This window comes from Mucilaginibacter sp. AK015 (assembly GCF_014200785.1).
Taxonomy (GTDB): Bacteria; Bacteroidota; Bacteroidia; order Sphingobacteriales; family Sphingobacteriaceae; genus Mucilaginibacter.
Window position 1 is genome coordinate 1,290,526 of the sequence record NZ_JACHCV010000001.1, and the last position, 15,931, is coordinate 1,306,456.

At 49.8% G+C, this 15,931-nt stretch carries 16 protein-coding genes; 1 reads left to right on the top strand and 15 read right to left on the bottom strand.

The features are described 5' to 3' along the window. Position 1 precedes the first annotated feature (1 nt). From HDC91_RS05590 to HDC91_RS05650, 13 genes are all read right to left on the bottom strand, one after another. Positions 2-1,153 carry a type II secretion system F family protein gene (locus HDC91_RS05590; RefSeq protein ID WP_183549104.1) on the bottom strand — a complete coding sequence of 384 codons (1,152 nt, stop codon included), beginning with the start codon at positions 1,151-1,153 and terminating at the stop codon, positions 2-4. Then, positions 1,131-1,634, bottom strand: coding sequence for a type II secretion system protein J (locus tag HDC91_RS05595; RefSeq protein ID WP_183549106.1), 504 nt, complete (start codon positions 1,632-1,634; stop codon positions 1,131-1,133). The genes HDC91_RS05590 and HDC91_RS05595 overlap by 23 nt, the downstream gene beginning before the upstream one ends. Further along, positions 1,624-1,983 carry a hypothetical protein gene (locus HDC91_RS05600; protein WP_183549122.1) on the bottom strand — a complete coding sequence of 120 codons (360 nt, stop codon included), beginning with the start codon at positions 1,981-1,983 and terminating at the stop codon, positions 1,624-1,626. The genes HDC91_RS05595 and HDC91_RS05600 overlap by 11 nt, the downstream gene beginning before the upstream one ends. Further along, complete coding sequence (locus HDC91_RS05605; protein WP_183549123.1) at positions 1,971-3,266, bottom strand: hypothetical protein; 1,296 nt, start codon at positions 3,264-3,266, stop codon at positions 1,971-1,973. Before HDC91_RS05605 ends, HDC91_RS05600 begins: the two co-directional genes overlap by 13 nt. After that, positions 3,229-3,846 carry a toxin-antitoxin system YwqK family antitoxin gene (locus HDC91_RS05610; RefSeq protein ID WP_183549124.1) on the bottom strand — a complete coding sequence of 206 codons (618 nt, stop codon included), beginning with the start codon at positions 3,844-3,846 and terminating at the stop codon, positions 3,229-3,231. Before HDC91_RS05610 ends, HDC91_RS05605 begins: the two co-directional genes overlap by 38 nt. Next, positions 3,843-4,328 carry a hypothetical protein gene (locus tag HDC91_RS05615; RefSeq protein ID WP_183549125.1) on the bottom strand — a complete coding sequence of 162 codons (486 nt, stop codon included), beginning with the start codon at positions 4,326-4,328 and terminating at the stop codon, positions 3,843-3,845. Before HDC91_RS05615 ends, HDC91_RS05610 begins: the two co-directional genes overlap by 4 nt. Before the next feature lie 2 nt (positions 4,329-4,330). Next, positions 4,331-5,290, bottom strand: coding sequence for a hypothetical protein (locus HDC91_RS05620; RefSeq protein ID WP_183549126.1), 960 nt, complete (start codon positions 5,288-5,290; stop codon positions 4,331-4,333). Between the two features lie 211 nt (positions 5,291-5,501). After that, a complete protein-coding gene (locus HDC91_RS05625) occupies positions 5,502-6,161 on the bottom strand; it encodes a hypothetical protein (protein WP_183549127.1) in 660 nt (219 codons plus the stop codon). Positions 6,162-6,975: 814 nt separating this feature from the next. Beyond that, a complete protein-coding gene (locus tag HDC91_RS05630) occupies positions 6,976-7,812 on the bottom strand; it encodes an RHS repeat-associated core domain-containing protein (protein ID WP_370576808.1) in 837 nt (278 codons plus the stop codon). Between the two features lie 162 nt (positions 7,813-7,974). Next, the gene (locus HDC91_RS05635) at positions 7,975-8,979 is read right to left on the bottom strand and encodes a tyrosine-type recombinase/integrase (RefSeq protein WP_183549135.1); all 1,005 of its coding nucleotides are present in this window, start codon (positions 8,977-8,979) and stop codon (positions 7,975-7,977) included. Then, positions 8,921-9,817 carry a tyrosine-type recombinase/integrase gene (locus HDC91_RS05640; RefSeq protein ID WP_183549143.1) on the bottom strand — a complete coding sequence of 299 codons (897 nt, stop codon included), beginning with the start codon at positions 9,815-9,817 and terminating at the stop codon, positions 8,921-8,923. Before HDC91_RS05640 ends, HDC91_RS05635 begins: the two co-directional genes overlap by 59 nt. Positions 9,818-9,820: 3 nt before the next feature. Beyond that, on the bottom strand, positions 9,821-10,534 hold the full coding sequence (locus HDC91_RS05645; protein ID WP_183549145.1) for a hypothetical protein: 714 nt from the start codon (positions 10,532-10,534) through the stop codon (positions 9,821-9,823). Positions 10,535-10,689: 155 nt separating this feature from the next. Next, positions 10,690-11,391, bottom strand: coding sequence for a hypothetical protein (locus HDC91_RS05650; protein WP_183549147.1), 702 nt, complete (start codon positions 11,389-11,391; stop codon positions 10,690-10,692). 193 nt (positions 11,392-11,584) lie between these two features. Between HDC91_RS05650 and HDC91_RS05655 the strand changes: the two genes are divergently transcribed. Beyond that, entirely contained in the window at positions 11,585-11,938 is a 354-nt protein-coding gene (locus HDC91_RS05655; protein ID WP_183549149.1) for a helix-turn-helix domain-containing protein, read from the top strand. Positions 11,939-12,015: 77 nt separating this feature from the next. Here HDC91_RS05655 and HDC91_RS05660 read toward each other — a convergent pair whose 3' ends face one another. Both HDC91_RS05660 and HDC91_RS05665 read right to left on the bottom strand, forming a co-directional pair. Further along, positions 12,016-12,429, bottom strand: a complete 414-nt coding sequence (locus HDC91_RS05660; protein WP_183549151.1) for a hypothetical protein — start codon at positions 12,427-12,429, stop codon at positions 12,016-12,018. Next, positions 12,395-15,913, bottom strand: coding sequence for a DUF6443 domain-containing protein (locus HDC91_RS05665; protein ID WP_183549153.1), 3,519 nt, complete (start codon positions 15,911-15,913; stop codon positions 12,395-12,397). The genes HDC91_RS05660 and HDC91_RS05665 overlap by 35 nt, the downstream gene beginning before the upstream one ends. Between the last annotated feature and the right edge of the window lie 18 nt (positions 15,914-15,931).

A 15,931-nucleotide genomic window follows, 5' to 3' on the forward strand; every position in this document is an offset into this window, starting at 1 on the left:
TTTACTGTATGTTACTGCTGATCTGGAAAAGCGGCAGGTAGATCGCGATAACGATCACGCCAACGACGATACCCAGAATAATGATGATGACCGGTTGCATAATGCGGCTCAGTGAAGCCGTTTGCAGCTCCGCTTCGGCGACATACTGGCTGCCGATCCATTCAAAAAAAGCGTCCAGTTGATTGGTCCGTTCGCCCACCTTGATCAGCTGGATCATTTTGGGCGGAAAGACCGCGAACTGCTGCATGCTCATATGCAGCTGCACACCGCTTAAAATATCGCGCTCGATAACTGCCAGGGCTTTTTCAAGCGGAAAAAAACCGATCATCTGCCGGCAAAGCATGATTGCGCGCAACAGCGGCAGGCGGGCATTGATCAACAGGCGCATGGCGTTGCTCAGCCGCGCAAGATAGATCTTTTGCGTCAGGGGCCCGGCCAGCGGGGTGCGCAGGACGATACGCGAGGCGTAGTCCCGGAACCAAAGCGTATTGCGGTAATAAAAGGCCACCGCGATAAGGACGATCACAGCCAGCGCAGCGGTGCCTCCGTAAAGGCCGAAGCCGTCCGAAATGGCGATCATTTTTTGCGTGATCCAGGGCAGCTCGCCTCCCGAGCGCCGAAAGATATCGCTGAACATCGGTACGACAAAGCGCATCATAAAGGCCAGCGCGCCCACGGAAGCCGACAGCACGATAGCCGGGTACGTCAGCGCCGAGATGATCGTCCTCCGCTGGGTGATCTTCGTCTTGTAAAAATAAGCCAGGTCGGCCAGTACCTGTTGCAGCTGGCCCGATTCCTCCCCGATCTCGATGCTGTAAATTTCGTAAAGCGTAAATTTACCTGATCCCTTCAATGCCATAGAGAAGGACGCTCCCTCAACAACATCCTGCAGTATACGGTTAAAAAGGGCCGCATCCTGCGGCTTTTTTTGCCCCGAGGCGACCAGTTCAAACGCGCTTTTGAAATCCACGCCCGCGCGCAGCAGCGCGCCCAGTTCCAGATACAGGTATTCCTTTTTTTCATCAGACAGACCGCTGCCGCCGAACGAGAAGTCCTTTTCAAAGAGCGCGGCGATTTGACTGGTCACACTTTCCGGTGTTCCGGCCGGCTTTTTCTTTGTTTTTTTCAGGTTACTGATGTCGATCGATGCCATTTGTCAGGTTGATAAGTTGTTCTGCACTGTACCATTTGAAGAAATTCTCCGGGAACTGCTGTTTTTCGAGCAAAATACTAAATGTCAATTCATCTATGGGCACCTGCTCACCAGCGGCCTGCACCGGCTGAGCCCTAAAGGCTGTTACCAGATCGCTGGTCGCAATGCGGAAGGAATCCACCCGCACCGCCCGGCGAATAACAAGGTTATCCGCAAAAACATAAGACACCGTATCGCCGGTGCTTAAAAGGCGGACGGAATGGTCGTCGCCAAGGATGACCTCCGCCTTTTGAAAGTCGCGCCGCAACCAGTGTTCCAACCGTTCCACGTCATTGACCCGCTCATTTTTTGCCGCAAAGGCCGCGTGTGTTTTGTAAACGATCCGGAGAACTTCGTAGGCCATTGCCACGACAATGGCCGTCAGCAGCATCACCATGATCATTTCCGTAAGGGTAAATGCCTTCAGATGTTTATTTCCCATGCCATACAATAATTTTGTCAAGAACGGCCAGGGTGTCATTATGCGCCCCCAGGGCAATTAACCGCAGGTGCGCGGTCCCCGGGCCGCCTGCCGCGGTTACCGAACGCCGTATCAGCGGACCGTCAAAACCGGTCTCCGATACCGCCGTATCCTGCAACTGTTCTATCCGGCGGGCAGCCTGTCTCAAAAAAGCAGCCGCGCGGACTTGCTTAACCGGGCGTGAAGTATGCAACACGTTGGCATAGACCATCATGGCCATACTGAAAACAACGATGATCAATACCGCCGCAATGACCACTTCCAGTAAGCTGTCCGCTTTCAGCCGCCCGACCTTCGCTACTTTAGCCATTGTACGATCTTTTTTGTTGATGCCCCCTGTCCGGGGAACACCGCCGGGCTAAGGTAAAATGGCGAAAGGGCATGCGCATCTATACGCGCCCCGATCAGGTAATTTTCAAAATTGGAAAAGCCGGACCGGTAAAAAAACCGGCGGCAGGTCACACTGCCTGCGATGGCTGTGCTATCGCCAAGGCCCAAAAGTCCCGTATAGATCTGTCCCTGGTAGGTGCCTTTAGGCCCTAAGTAAACTGCCGGCGGGAAGACCCCGGGCGTCTTTTCCCAGGCAAGCAGCCCGCCGGAAAAACTGCAGCTGCGGCCAAATCGGATGAAGCCTTGCTTCCCGGCCTCCTCAGCGCGCGTCCGTAGCACAGCGGCTACGGACGGGTAGGCGAACGTCGCACGGTCGCCGATACTGATCGAATCACGGGCGAACAGCTGGCAGCGGCCCCGAAACCCTGGCCGGACAACGATTGCCGGTGCAAAGATCATCACTTGTTCCAGCGCGGCGGTGCTATCGATGGTCAGCAGCGAATCACAGCGAATAATAATATTGCCCTGTAAGCTGAGCGCTTTCAGCGTAAAGGGCGCTTTAAGCCGGTACTCGCGGGTCGGCAGCCCGAAGCTTGCGGTAAGCGTGTCTGGTATAAACCGCTCCTCCGCCTGCCCAGCGCTGAAGGACTGATCGATCCGCGCCAGGCGCAAAATATCCGGCTCGGGAAGTTCCCGCTTGCTGAACCGGTGCACCTCAGCGATAAACCCGGGCTCACCTTCGTAGCTGTGGCTGTTGACATAAGCTGACCTGACACCCGCCTTCGGCAGGTAAACGTCTCCAACGACAGCCGTCCTGCCGCTAACCGATAAAGGCCGGTCTTCGTCTGCAAGCCATATGGCAAAACGCGAGAGCGAATCCAGCTCGTTACCGATCAGGATAGCAGAAAACGCGGAATCTCTCCCGCTGCCGGCCCGGCTTACGCCGATATCGAAACCACCCCAAAAATACCTGCTCAGCCTGACCGTGTCCGCACCCCGCTCAAACAAGTCCACCAGTTCGTTTCGGTAATCGGCACGGCGCCCGTCCGACAGGATCAGGTTCAGACCGGAGCTTACCCGGTTATCCAACCGGTCAAGCCGGTTCCGCTGCGCATGGTAAGCACGGTAATAAAAAGCGCCTGCGATCAGCGCTTCGCAAAGTAAAGCGATCACCAGCGCGACAACGATAACGATGTAAAGCGACGCGGCGGTTAACCTGCCCGGTCTACTGCTGTGGCGTGGCAATGGCTGTGGTGTCGGCACGGTTGCGTTTTTTGAAAGGGTTCAATCGCTTTAATAAAGGCTGATGGCGGGTCACGCGGCCACGATGGTACCAGGTCACGGAAGATGAATCACTTCGCGTATAATATTTTACCGCCCCTTCCAGCAGGTCATCGCGGTATCTTCCCTCCTGACGGACCTTTCCCTCGGCGTCGTAAACGGCAAAAGGGCCGGAGCGCAGGCCCTCCTGGTAACTGACCGTTTGCTTAAGCGTACCGTCGGAATTCCAGGAACGCCAGGTCCCGGTCTTCAGACCTGCGGCGAAGCTTCCGCTTTCCATCATGGCTCCGCTGTCATAAAAAGAGTGGAATGCCCCGTGAAGCAGGTGCCCGCCAAAGCCGCCCTGCGTCTGGTAGACCCTCCCGCTGCTGAACCAGGAATACCAGCGGCCGGCGTCAACCTTGGCTGGTTTTTTTACCGGTAAGATTTCCGCATCGGCGGTTAGCCCGGGCTGGTCGATATGCACCTTGTGCATCCCGCCGTCCGGAATACGCTGCCCGCGGGCGGAGGTATGCCCCAGGAAAGCCAAACAAACGGATATAAAAAACAATATTTTTCTCATGATGATTTCACAATAAATCTGACCCGACCCTGGTAAGCGACCTTGACGGAGTCGCGCATATTTTTCAGCACCTTAATGCCTTCTGCACTCTCCCCTTCGTTGAGCATCATGGTCTTGCCGTTGATCAGCAACATGCTCAGGGTTCGCTTTGAAACCGGGTTGGCGATATAGCCCGCATATTTGACAAAACCCATATCGGCCTGCGGCCGTTGAGCAGGCATACGCCTGTCGACCCGCTTATGGCTCAGGGTATCGGGTTTCACGCTGGGGGGAGTTACACCAAACGGGTCGCGGTAATTCGCGCGCAGCTGCACGGTGTCCGTCACCGCCGCGAAATCATCGGCCGGGCTTTTGACCATTGATGGCGCCGCTACCGGCAGTTCCTCCTGATCACCAAGCGCGGAAAGCACACGATAGCCCGCCCCGGCCCATATGATGATTACCGCTATGCCCAGCAGAAGGTTGGTTCTCTTCTTCTTCATCGCTACGGTATGATAAAGCTCCTGGCCGCGCTGGCTGTGCCCGCGTTCCCCGCCGCATCGATGGCTGCTACCTTCCAATAGATCCTTTCCCCACCGCTGCCGGATTGAAAGTCATACGTGTTTCCGTTAACAATAACGGGGAAATTTTTACTGTAGTTCGTTACGGAATCGGTTTTGAGCAGATACAGCCGGTAGCGCACAGCGGAAGCCACATTTTCCCATCGCAGGTGGACCGGCTTGCTGACCGTTTGGTTATCCCCCGGCTCCACAGCCTTTACCCTCCCCGGGGGTAAGCGGTCCAGCGTGAAATGATTCACAACAGACCATCGCGATTGCGCGGTATCGTTTTCCGCCTGCACGCGCCACTGGTAAGACTGGTCTTTAGGCAGGGCGAGCGCCAGCTCGTTCCCCGGCAATGCCTCGTTATAAACGACCGAGCTTTCATGGATGAAATTGTTGGTATCGATCTGGAGGCGGTAGCGGGTGGCGTCGTAAAGCGTCCCCCAGCGCAAGTTCACCTGGGCGTTACTGATCAGCGCCTGGTCAGCAGGCGCGTTCAATTCGACGGCCTGTTGCTTGATCGATGACTGTAATACTTCAAACGACCTCGCCCCGCTGTAAGCCGTTACCGTACTTCCGTTCTCGGCCCGCAAATGCCACTCGTATTTGCCCGGGTCAAGGTTCACGCTGAACTTGTTGCCGCTCACCAGCGTATCGAGCACCAGCCGGTCCGGGGCTGCAAAGCCAGGCGATACCACCTGCAGCCGGTAACCGAGGGCATCCTCCACCTCGTCCCACCAAAAGCTTACCTTATACAGTTTGCTTTGAAAACCGTCGGAAGGCGCCTGTAAATAAACTTTTTTATTCTCAATCGACGGTTCAATGAATTCCTTGCAGGAAACAGCTACCAGCGAGGTAAAAAATAAAAGGAAAAGCGCGATAAAGGCAGGTCGTTTCATCATACCGAATTTAGGCAAAAAAAACGTCCAAGGCAAATCTTTCCTTTATTCGTTCTTTTAAACGTGTAAGAAAATGCGCGATGCTGCCCTTCTAGTTACATGGGAGTTGCTCGTTACTAAAGTCGTTCTTTGTTCTCCTGCTGTCTACACCTCTGTCGGCAACCTGGTCGTAATTGCAGGTTTTCGAAGAAAATGAAAGTTTACACAGGGAAAATTACATGTTCACTAATGGCATTTGCATATTCGCAGGCGCAAATACCTGTAAAATTATTTCCTGATCTCCGCCATCCCCAGCGATACGATAGACGATATCATTATTTAATACCCGCTCGTTATACAGTTTTAAATAGTTTATTCGGTTGTAGCCATCTTTTTGGACAAATCGTGTTAACATATCTATTACAAAAGACACATTGAGTATGTTTTCAGATGTTGAAATTGCAAAACAGCACGAATTATCATATAAAAAATTATAAAGTAATCCGAAATTATCATTCGTTAATCTACTTATTCCGGCAATAATGGAATTTCCATTTTCAGTTAGGAGCTCATACTCCTTATACTGACTGTCTGGAAAATGATTAAACAGCCCTTTATAACTCCTGATGAGGCTAACGGGTTTTGATTTATAATCAACTTTAAATATGTAATTTGATTTATCAAAAAAATGTAAGACCTGTTTGAATACATTTTCCAGGCGTCTAAAAATCTCATCTACTTTATCTGCATCGCCATGTGTTCCCTGTAATATAAATTCAACGATCTGCGCTTTGTCAATATGGTGTAAATCCGTATAAGTATTTTTTACGCCGATAGACCAAGAATTGATTTCATCAAAACTTTCTAGAATCTTTTCAAATCGTTTTACTTTCATATTATTTATAGGTATGATGTTGAGGTTATTTTTGCCCTGATGATCCCGCACTATAATGAGGGCCTTGCGGATATGATAATCAGTCATTGAGAAAATGGCGCTTATCGATCAATTAGAGGAAAAGGAAAAGTCCGCTTTTTTTACGATACTTGTTGGTCTGGTGTCTAAGAAACGTCTGAAGGAATCACTTGTAAACGCCGTTAACTTGGTTTAAGCAAAAGAAAACCTAACCATAAGTCGGGCTTTCTTTATAACTAGCTTTTACAATATCGTAGAATTTCCCTAACTGTATCCTTGGTTAGCTTACCATTAACGGCAGGATGTTAGTGTTTCTAATATATCCATAAGAGCTTCGCCTTCGAACGCATCGTTGCTTGACAAGGCGTTCATGGATAGCGTGGTGATCTCCAGCTTATCTTCTTCCGGCATCAGTTCGCTGACTTTTTCCTGTAGCCAGGTCTTGCCAGTGCCTGAGGCACCCAGGCAACGCAGGTTCTATTAATAACAATTGTACGCTCAACTTTAACCCCCTGGACAAATTCATGGAGGTGATCGAGGAAAACAAAAAGCTTTATGAACGGCTCTTGTTTATTTATATGGACAGCACCAACTAAATCATCTACTCCTAATCTTATACGCTAAAAACCTCATCAGAAAAACTATACAGGTTAATCCTCCTATAGTTAAGCCAAATGATATGTCGGTTCTTATAGGTATTTTATGCCCACTTGCATGATATACAACCCACATGAATATTGTTATACCTAACAATACAAAAGTAATTACTCTAATAATTTTAATTATTAAACCCATACTAATTCATTTTAATCGTCCCTTGAAACCCTGCACCCATCAGTAACTTTATTGACTGATTGAATTGGTCTTTTGACATGCCTTGAAGATTCAGTTCTTCATCTTTTTTAAACTCTACTTTTTTACCCGCCATCAAACGTGTTATAATACCTGCAGAACGGGTAAGATTTGATGCCGTCTTAGTAGACCCCCACAAATCATTTAGCATTTTACCAGCTGATGACAAGTTAAATCCTAAATGGTCATTAGTCTTAACCCCCATGTGTGCTGTTGCGTCCTGTAAGGCATGGATGCCTTGTCCTAATTTACCTAAATCTTTGCCACCATTAGAAGCAAAAACATTATCCCAACCAAATTTCAATCCTCTTGAAGTGGCTTGCTCTTCGGTCATTCCAGCATCCGCTTCAGCATCACTCATCATTGCGTGCCACATACTGTTCTTCTCATCTTGAGATTCAGCAGTTTTACTGTAGTCAATTCCAGCCCTATATCCATTAAAACTTGTATTTGTTGTATGTACCCACCAATCCATATAAAGCACTTTGAAAGAAGGATGGTCAGCATAAGTACTTGAATAATGAGCCATCACATCGGCATCCTTCTTTGAATAACCTAATGCCAATAAAGCTTTGTAAGTGATATTATAATGAACTGAAACCGCATACCTTCCATCATTATCAACCATCTTTATTGGATTGTTCAGTACATAAGTGTATGAACCTATATCATGAGTTTTTTCAGCAAGCGGGTCTATCGTATTGAAACGTCCAATGACCGGGTCATACATCCGCGCACCGTAATCGTATTGCCCCTTACAAGTTTTAAGATTTTCCCGGATTTTTTAACCTGCACTTTTTCGGTGCTATAAAGAACGTTTAGGCTCGTAAAGTTAACAGATATTTTTTTCCATACAAGCCCTGATGGTTGGTTGATTTTTACCACAGGCCGCCGCTGGGTTGGTTGTTTTTCGAGGATTTTATTGGATAAGAGTCGCGATTTTTTAAGATAGAGTCAGTGGATGATGCTTGTTAAGGGCCTCTTTCAGGTCTTCGAGATTGGTGGTTTTATACCTTTCAGTTGAACTGACATAACGGTGTCCGGCCATATATTGAACGGTGCGCAGGTTCTTTTCTTTGAGCCATTCTGTGATCACACTTTGCCTGATCTGCTTGGCGTGTTTGTATTTAGGATTGAGTTTCCTAAGCGCATAGTTGAGGTGTAAAAGACTGTTTTTGATGTCCTCTAATGTGTTGATGCTGATAAACAAACGCTCGATATCCTGTTCATCTTTGTAACGATCCGGCTTGCGCCCCGGTCGTTCGGCCAGGCGCTCAGCCAGTATTTTCGGACGGATCACTAACAGGTATTCATGCAGTTCGAGGATTTGATGAGGCTGTAATGGAAGTAACCGGCCCAGTTGCCTGCCGGTAGCAGGAATATGTATTTTACCCTCCCTCAGTTTCAGGTGCTCAGGGCGCAGATGGCTCAGTTCATCTCTTGTAATTGCCTGATAAACAAGTAATCCTATAATGACCTTATTGCGATAGGTACGATTGTCAGTAACCTGGTAACTTTCATAAAGCGCCTCCATTTCAGGCATGGTCAACAGGTCGTGCGGGAGATTTCTGACCGTGCCTTTGAGTATGATACCTGCTGCCGGATTGATGTTGATTTCCTGTTCCTGTTGGAGGTGCGAGAAGTAATACCGTAAAGTCCGCATGATCTGATTGATCAGCTTGATACTAAAGCCTTTCTGCCTGAGCTGGTCGGCGAACTCCATTACATCCGCGTGTGTGATCTGCGTTAATGCCAGGCTTTGGCCGGTTAGCCATTCGTGGAATGTGGCTGTATAGTTGATGGTTTGATGGATATAGCTGTGGCTGAACTGCTCTTGTTTCAGGTAAGCCCGGAAAGGTTCTAAAGCGGCCAGCGTAGCCGGGGCGAACTCATATTTTTTGTTCATGCTGAAGATGGGTATAGATCTGCGTACTTTCCATGCTGCCATGCCCTAAAAAGCGTTGTATCTGTTCTAACTGCATACCGGAATGCAGCAGGTGGCTGGCAATACTGTGCCGCAGGGTATGTAACCCGACGGGTTTAGGAATGGCCGCAGCCTTTTTTAAGGTCTGTAAACGATCATAACAGGTTTGGCCGGTAAGCCTTGCGCCATTGACATTAAGCAATAAGGCATCCTCTTTTTTGTCACCGGCGAAGTGCGGGCGGGCATACAGGATATAGTTCTCCAGATCTGTTTTAGCGGTACCCGCCAGTGGTACGTAACGCTCTTTATAACCCTTGCCTTTACGGACGTAAACCAGTTCTTTATCCGGCAGAATATCCCGGACATTAACGTTAACCGCCTCGTTTTTCCGCAGGCCACAGCCGTAATACATGGCAAGCATCGCCCTGTCCCTTAACCCGTATATATCATCTTTAACCACATCATAAAGCTTGCTGATCTCGGCCAGGGTCAGGATGCTTTTGATATTAGTGCTTTTGCCTTTGATGCGCAGCTTCACGGTAAAGCTGGGCTGGCCGCTCTCCATCAGGTAACGGCTGAACTTACGGATCACCTGTAAGTGTTTCCGGATATAGTTGAGGCTGATCGCACCGGCTGCGGTCTGGCTTGGTCTTTCGTGCAGATATTCCAGGTATTTTTTTAAGTGATCTGGCTGAATATCATGTGGATGGTCGCAGTTTTGCGTTTCTAAGTAAAGAAGGAACTCAGTCAGCATTTTGGGCATATCGCGGGGACTGGTAGGTTCAAAGTTGAGTATCCGGAGCCATTGGGTAAAGCCTGCATGCAGCCTGATATACAGCGGATTTTTTAAGGTGCCTTGCATTTTCTATTGTTGTTGGGACACTGCCGTTTTTTTACTGGTTTTCTGCACGTTATGTAACCCATCGGGGCTTTGGGCTACACCTGGGACACTATGATTTACCTTGCGTATCTCAACAAGGATATTTTCCATCATTTCATGGGCATCATTGGTCAGCGTTTCCAGATCATCCCAGCTTTGCACCTTGTATTCAAAGCCTTTATAGCGGCTGCCGCGCGCAATCTTGATATAACCCATGCGTTCCAGTTCATACAGGTAACGGGCCAGACTGCTTGGGCTGAGCCGAAAGACCGGGCGTACTTCCTTGCTGTAAAAGGTTTCACTATCATTTTGCCGTAACCAGGCTTTCAGCTTTTCAAAGAAAGAACGGCAGGCATCATTCAGCTCATCGCTCTTTTTAAGCAGGGTTGTTTCCAGCAGCGAAAAGGCCACCTCAATATCTTCAATCGTTGTTTCCACGTACTGCTCACCGGTAGTGGTATCGGTTTGCAGTTCCCGCTGATACTGGTGGTAGAACGTTATCGTTTCGGTGAATAACAAAAGCAGCAGCATGGTGCGCCTGGGTTTGAAGATGGCCTCCGGCAGTTGCAGGTAGGTAGCGAACGGATTTTTAACGCTGACCGGCTGTAGCAAGCGCTGCACGTTCTTCAGCTGTTCGCGCACGTTGCGCTCGGCCTGGTGATCCAACAGCCCTGCGCTTTGTTTACGCTGGTAGTCCATGATCTTTTTATCCTGCTCAGGGCTATCGTCCGTGTACAGCAGGATACAGCGGTTGGCATTATCCTCATAAAGCTGTTCGCGGGTGGTACACCCGCTTACACATACCGGGCCTTCGACATTCAGTGTAACCGTTTTCAGGTTACCCTTACTGTCTTTTAGGGTGACGGTCTTGCTGATCCGGCGCTTGCTTTGCAGTTCCGGAGTGGGTACAGCACGTTATCCGCGCCGTCCATATCCTCGATAAGCAGCAGCTTATTTTTAAGCTCATCCTTGCCGAAGTAGTAAAAAGCATTCATGGACAGCATGGTGATCTCCAGCTTATCTTCTTCCGGGATCAGCTCGCTGACCCTTTCCTGTAACCAGGTCTTGCCGGTGCCGGAAGGCCCCAGGCACATCAGGTGTAGCGGTGTATTCCGCTTTCTGGAGGTATAGATCAGGTAGGCGATCAGGCTGTTCACTTCCTCGCCGACAATGCCGCTGGCCGAGATCGCCTGCCGTGTCCGTCCGAGCAGGCCGGGCGCTTTGAGGTATTGCAGGGCAGTCTTACGTTCGGCCTCGGTGAGCTGCTTCTTTTCTGCCTGTTTTGGCTTCATGGCTTCCAGCCGCTCGGTCCGGTAATCTTCCAGGGCAGCAGTCAGGCGGCTGATCACCCCGGCCAGTTCAGCGGTAGCCACATCCAGCGCATCACCGGCTTTCTCTATCAGCTGCTCGGTGTGAACGCTGTTGTACAGGTCGAGGTTGTGACGAAAGGCTCTGTTGGTGTTGCCACCGCAGACTATCTTCAATGTTACTTTTAAGCGGTCGAAGCCGGTCAGTTTAATGCCGCCCAATACGGTAATGTGCAGTTTGCCATCCATGTATAACAATAGTTCAGGATTTTCTACAATAAGCTTAGGTACTATATTCATTGGAAATGATGTTGTATACTACTTTTTTATTTTGCAATAATAAGTATGGTGCTTGCATAAACGCAAATGATACCCATTTGTATTTTACCACGTACTTTATGTATCATTCTTAGTATTTTTGATGTGATAGGAACAAGGAATAATGAGTTTAGGAACCCGGATCAAGGAGTTACGTACGCAAAAAAGATTGAAACAGGCAGAGCTTGCCGAGATCGTCGGCCTGAACTCTTATGTGCAGATTGGCCGATATGAGATAGGCAAGGCCAAACCTGCAGCAGATATGCTTTCCAAGCTGGCCAAAGCGCTGGAAACAACTACTGATTACCTGGTAAATGATGATGTGAATGATTCAGCAGTAACTGCGCAATTGACCGACCGCGAACTGCTTAAACAGTTTAAAGAAGTGGAACTATTGAATGCCGAGGATAAGCATCTGGTGAAGACCTTTATTGATGCTTTTCTCACAAAAAGACATATTCAGGAACTGGCTAAGTAAAAGCTATAAAACGACAAAAGCCCCTTTGCAGCAGAGGCTTTTGTCGTTTTATACATAACTGATAATAAGGCCGTAATCTACTCTTTTTTGTAGTCTGTATCAAAGAAACTGATACTCTCTCTGATTTTTTTAAAAGGATATTCTCTGATACTTAGAGTAGCAGCAGTTAAGTTTTTTATCACATGCAACTCAGGCTTGTGTGTTCCAACTACAATTTTAAGGATAGAGTCTTTTACAATACAATATTTGAACTTGAACGTTGTTTGAGTTGAATCTATTCGCCTTAAACCAGAACCATCTCCATTAAAAACCATCATAACATCGCCAACTTCCTTGCTTTTATAAACCCATTTTCCAATGATAAGCTTTTTATAAGTCTTGTGTATACTCTGCTTTTTATGTTGGAATGAACTGCTTATAAAACAGATCATAACTAACAGGGGAATGAAAAGCAATTTATTGCCCTGTCGCTGTAAGCTTCTTTTTAACATCTTCTCTTTTCTGAACTGTAATATCAATATTTGTTCCTGTACCTGCCTTTTTATTGGCATCTAGTCTTTGATTTATATCTGCGCCGACCGCATTAATGGTTTTATTACCTGCTACACATGTAAAACACCCTTCGGAGCCAGTTGTTCTACCTTCACCGCTTAAGTTTGTGTAGTTTCCACCTACATGTATAGATACACCTTTCGCTACATCTGGCTTTGTTCTTAATGCGCCGGGCATTGGTTCTGCTGCAAGTCCTCTTGAGCCATCCTTATTTGTTAACACAATTGCCGGAAAGCCTGTGTCCTTTGGATAATCATTAACCATAATGCCATTATATGAACCTTCAGATGTTTTAGGCTCAAAGGCAGTGTTATTTACATTGTAACTTCCTTCAGAGCCTTTGTCGCCAAAGTTTAATATAGGAGCATCTCTTGTAACTGTATATGTTGAAACCTTGTCGGTTGCATCATCTGTAATAGTCATTTGGTATGTTGGAACTGACATAGTGAAACCATAAGGCTGTTTAACAGTCTCGCTGCCGATCACTCGAATTTGAGTAGATCCAACTGGCTTATCGCTGATTGTTATATGAATATCAGCCGGAGCCATTCCCCCTACATCGAAAATCCGTATAGGATTATTCAATCCATAATTATAGGGCGACCACGATTGATACTTGTCTGCAAGCGGATCAACACTCGTCCACCGTCCAATTACAGGGTCATAGAAACGTGCACCGTAATCATACAGGCCGGTTTCGTCCTGCAGTTCCTTGCCATTGTAAAGGTACTGATTTTTTGGGCTCGGTACCGTGGGCTCCAGCGATTTTATCGATAAGCCGAAGGCGTAGTAGTCGTTCTGCTGCAGGATCTTCGGCGTCAGCTGCGTGGCGTCCGCATTATCCCAGGTCACCGTCGTGCGCGTGTTGCCCAGATGGTCCTTGAGGTCGTACTCATATTTGTACACCGTCCCCGATAACCTGGCCCTGCCCTCTTCGTTCTGGATGAAGTCTATCGCCCCGTTCGTGTACTGGATCCCGCCGATGTATTCCGTCGTGGTGATATTGCTGCCCGCCGTAAACACCTTCTTTAGCTTCCTGCCCGCAGCGTCATAGGTATAGGTGACCGTATTGCCGTTGACCGTGATGCTTTCCGGCAGGTTCAGCAGATTGTAGTTAATGCTGGTGATCCCCTTATTGAGGTCCTTCCGGATGTTGGCATTCCCGTCATAGGTATACTCGCTGGCCACCTGCACACCGTCCGTGAACCCCGCCGGACCACTATAGGCCGAGGCATCGTCAACGCGCGTCAGCCGGTTCCCGTTGTAGGAATAGCTCAGTGTATCGATCTGCGTCTTGACCCCGCTGACCTTTTCGTTACGCCCAAGCGCCGTGATGTTGCCCATCTGGTCATAGGTGAGCGCTTCGTTATAAAACCCGTCCTTGGCAGCAGCGGTCGTCGATACTGCTGCCGTCAGCCGGTTCAGCCGGTCGTAATCGTAATCGTAGCTTTGCTGTCCGGGCAGCGGAAGCGACAGGTCCGTGCGTCCCTGCTTCCATTTGACCGTCGAGATGTTGCCGTTGTACTGCGGCCTGCCTGTGCTGGTGCCCTGGTAGGCGATCTCCATCCCGAAGGCGGCATTGGCTGCGCCATTAGTGTACCCGCCGTCATCGCTCAGCGTACTGTTGTTGATGCTCGTCAGCCACCCCCGCTCGTTATAGCGGTAGTACACGCTTTGCAGGTAGGATGTGTAAGGCGTAAGCGAGTGCAGCCCCTTCTGGATCACCTGCCCGATACCATTATAAAAGAAACGGTTCAACACCACTTTTGGCTGCGCCGTCAGCGACTCGTGACGCAGCTGGTTATAGCTGCGTACCTTACGGCCCATATGGTCGTAAGTATAGCTGTCGTAAACGGTAACGGCAAGCGTTGCTGCCGTACCGGCCGTGTTCTTACGGTAATGCCTGCGCGTAACCGACGTCGGCTGATCATTAAAGTTATATACCGTGGTGATATCGTCGTAGTTGTAAGCGTTTGCCGTTCCGCCCAGGTAATGCTGGCTGAAGCTGCGTACGGGCCGCCCTTCCTCATCGTAATAGTTCACCGTCCACAGCATATTCGTGCTCCCCAGTACGCTGACCTTACCGGCGGTCAGCAGCCCGGTGGTCTGCTGGCTGTATGCCGTATTGCTCTGCTGGTCGTACGGAGCGGGCAGACCGGGTATGTTATTGTAACCGTCGTAGTAATTGATGCTGAGCGTTGCCGCAAGCGTGGCAGGCCATGCCGCGTTGGTGTAGCCGTTACCGGTGGCGGCAGGTCTTTCCCAAAGGGTGTCCTGCGCATTCACCAGGGCCTGCAGGGCAACGCGGTTGTCGGCCCCGGCCACGCTCCCCGGGTGCTGGTAGATACCCGTAATCACCACCCTGCCCATCGCATCGTATTTGCTCACCGCCCATTCCTGCGGCGCTTTCATCCGCTGTATCGAATCCTGGGTGGCCACCACCTGGTCCAGCTTGTTATACACCATATACTCCAAGCCTTTGGCCGGCAGCTTCTTTTGCATCAGCCGGCCGCGTTCATCGTAGCGGTACTGATAAACATAGGCCGCCAGGTTGCTTACGCTGATAGCGGTGGTATTATCCGCCTTCGAGGCCGGTGGCAATACAAAGGCCAGCTGCCCCATATCATCATACACATAATACGTCGAGAGCATCTCCAGCACATAGCTGCCCCCGCTTTTGATCTTGTTATACGTCCGCTTGAGCACCACATGCCCCCCTTTATCCTTATATTCTTCCGTGGTGCCCAGGCACCCGTCCGCCGGCTGCCAGTTCTCGTCCCGCGTGATGGTCAGGTACAGCTCCCCGCTATTGTAGGTCGCCGTATTCCCCGTCCTGGCCAGCGTCCGGCCCCCGTCCGCATTCACTGCGGCCGTGTACAGCGCTACCTTATGGCTCCCCATGTTCGAAGGGGATACCGCGGAACTGAATGCCGACTGGTCATTGGTGCTGTAAACCATGCGCTGTGTATGCCCGGCGCTGCCTCCATCCCCCGCGCCCGGCAGCTGCCAGGACGCGCCCGCGGCCCCCTGCTCCACCACCCGGTTCTGCGGCGAGGGCTCAAAGCCCGTTACCGCGTACGGGTACGCCGTCCGCACCACCCCGTTGGTCTGCTGCGGGTTCGTGTTGCCCGGCGTGGGATCATAATACGCCGCCTGCTTGACCAGCGCATCGCTCCGGTAGGCGCCTGTACCCGTCCCCGAATAGGCAAACGGCAGGAACTTATACGCTTCCCTACCAAAAGCGTCATACGCGAATGGCTGTACAATGTCGTTCGAACTGCTCGTGGCCTGGTACTGTATCGTCTGCAGCGGACGCCCCAAACCGTCAAAATACGCGACCGTTCGCATCACACTGTCCTTGTTCCCCGTCAGCGTATCCAGCTTCCCATCCGCACTGATCTCCCGCCGCGGTACCCGCGTCATTACATAGTTCTGGTCCGA

What these genes read in the sequence shown, in the direction of transcription:
- HDC91_RS05590 (WP_183549104.1), bottom strand. Translation starts at nt 1,153, where the DNA reads ATGGCATCGATCGACATCAGTAACCTGAAAAAAACAAAGAAAAAGCCG.
- HDC91_RS05595 (WP_183549106.1), bottom strand. Translation starts at nt 1,634, where the DNA reads ATGGGAAATAAACATCTGAAGGCATTTACCCTTACGGAAATGATCATG.
- HDC91_RS05600 (WP_183549122.1), bottom strand. Translation starts at nt 1,983, where the DNA reads ATGGCTAAAGTAGCGAAGGTCGGGCGGCTGAAAGCGGACAGCTTACTG.
- HDC91_RS05610 (WP_183549124.1), bottom strand. Translation starts at nt 3,846, where the DNA reads ATGAGAAAAATATTGTTTTTTATATCCGTTTGTTTGGCTTTCCTGGGG.
- HDC91_RS05615 (WP_183549125.1), bottom strand. Translation starts at nt 4,328, where the DNA reads ATGAAGAAGAAGAGAACCAACCTTCTGCTGGGCATAGCGGTAATCATC.
- HDC91_RS05620 (WP_183549126.1), bottom strand. Translation starts at nt 5,290, where the DNA reads ATGATGAAACGACCTGCCTTTATCGCGCTTTTCCTTTTATTTTTTACC.
- HDC91_RS05625 (WP_183549127.1), bottom strand. Translation starts at nt 6,161, where the DNA reads ATGAAAGTAAAACGATTTGAAAAGATTCTAGAAAGTTTTGATGAAATC.
- HDC91_RS05635 (WP_183549135.1), bottom strand. Translation starts at nt 8,979, where the DNA reads ATGGCAGCATGGAAAGTACGCAGATCTATACCCATCTTCAGCATGAAC.
- HDC91_RS05640 (WP_183549143.1), bottom strand. Translation starts at nt 9,817, where the DNA reads ATGCAAGGCACCTTAAAAAATCCGCTGTATATCAGGCTGCATGCAGGC.
- HDC91_RS05645 (WP_183549145.1), bottom strand. Translation starts at nt 10,534, where the DNA reads ATGGACTACCAGCGTAAACAAAGCGCAGGGCTGTTGGATCACCAGGCC.
- HDC91_RS05650 (WP_183549147.1), bottom strand. Translation starts at nt 11,391, where the DNA reads ATGGATGGCAAACTGCACATTACCGTATTGGGCGGCATTAAACTGACC.
- HDC91_RS05655 (WP_183549149.1), top strand. Translation starts at nt 11,585, where the DNA reads ATGAGTTTAGGAACCCGGATCAAGGAGTTACGTACGCAAAAAAGATTG.
- HDC91_RS05660 (WP_183549151.1), bottom strand. Translation starts at nt 12,429, where the DNA reads ATGTTAAAAAGAAGCTTACAGCGACAGGGCAATAAATTGCTTTTCATT.
- HDC91_RS05665 (WP_183549153.1), bottom strand. Translation starts at nt 15,913, where the DNA reads ATGACGCGGGTACCGCGGCGGGAGATCAGTGCGGATGGGAAGCTGGAT.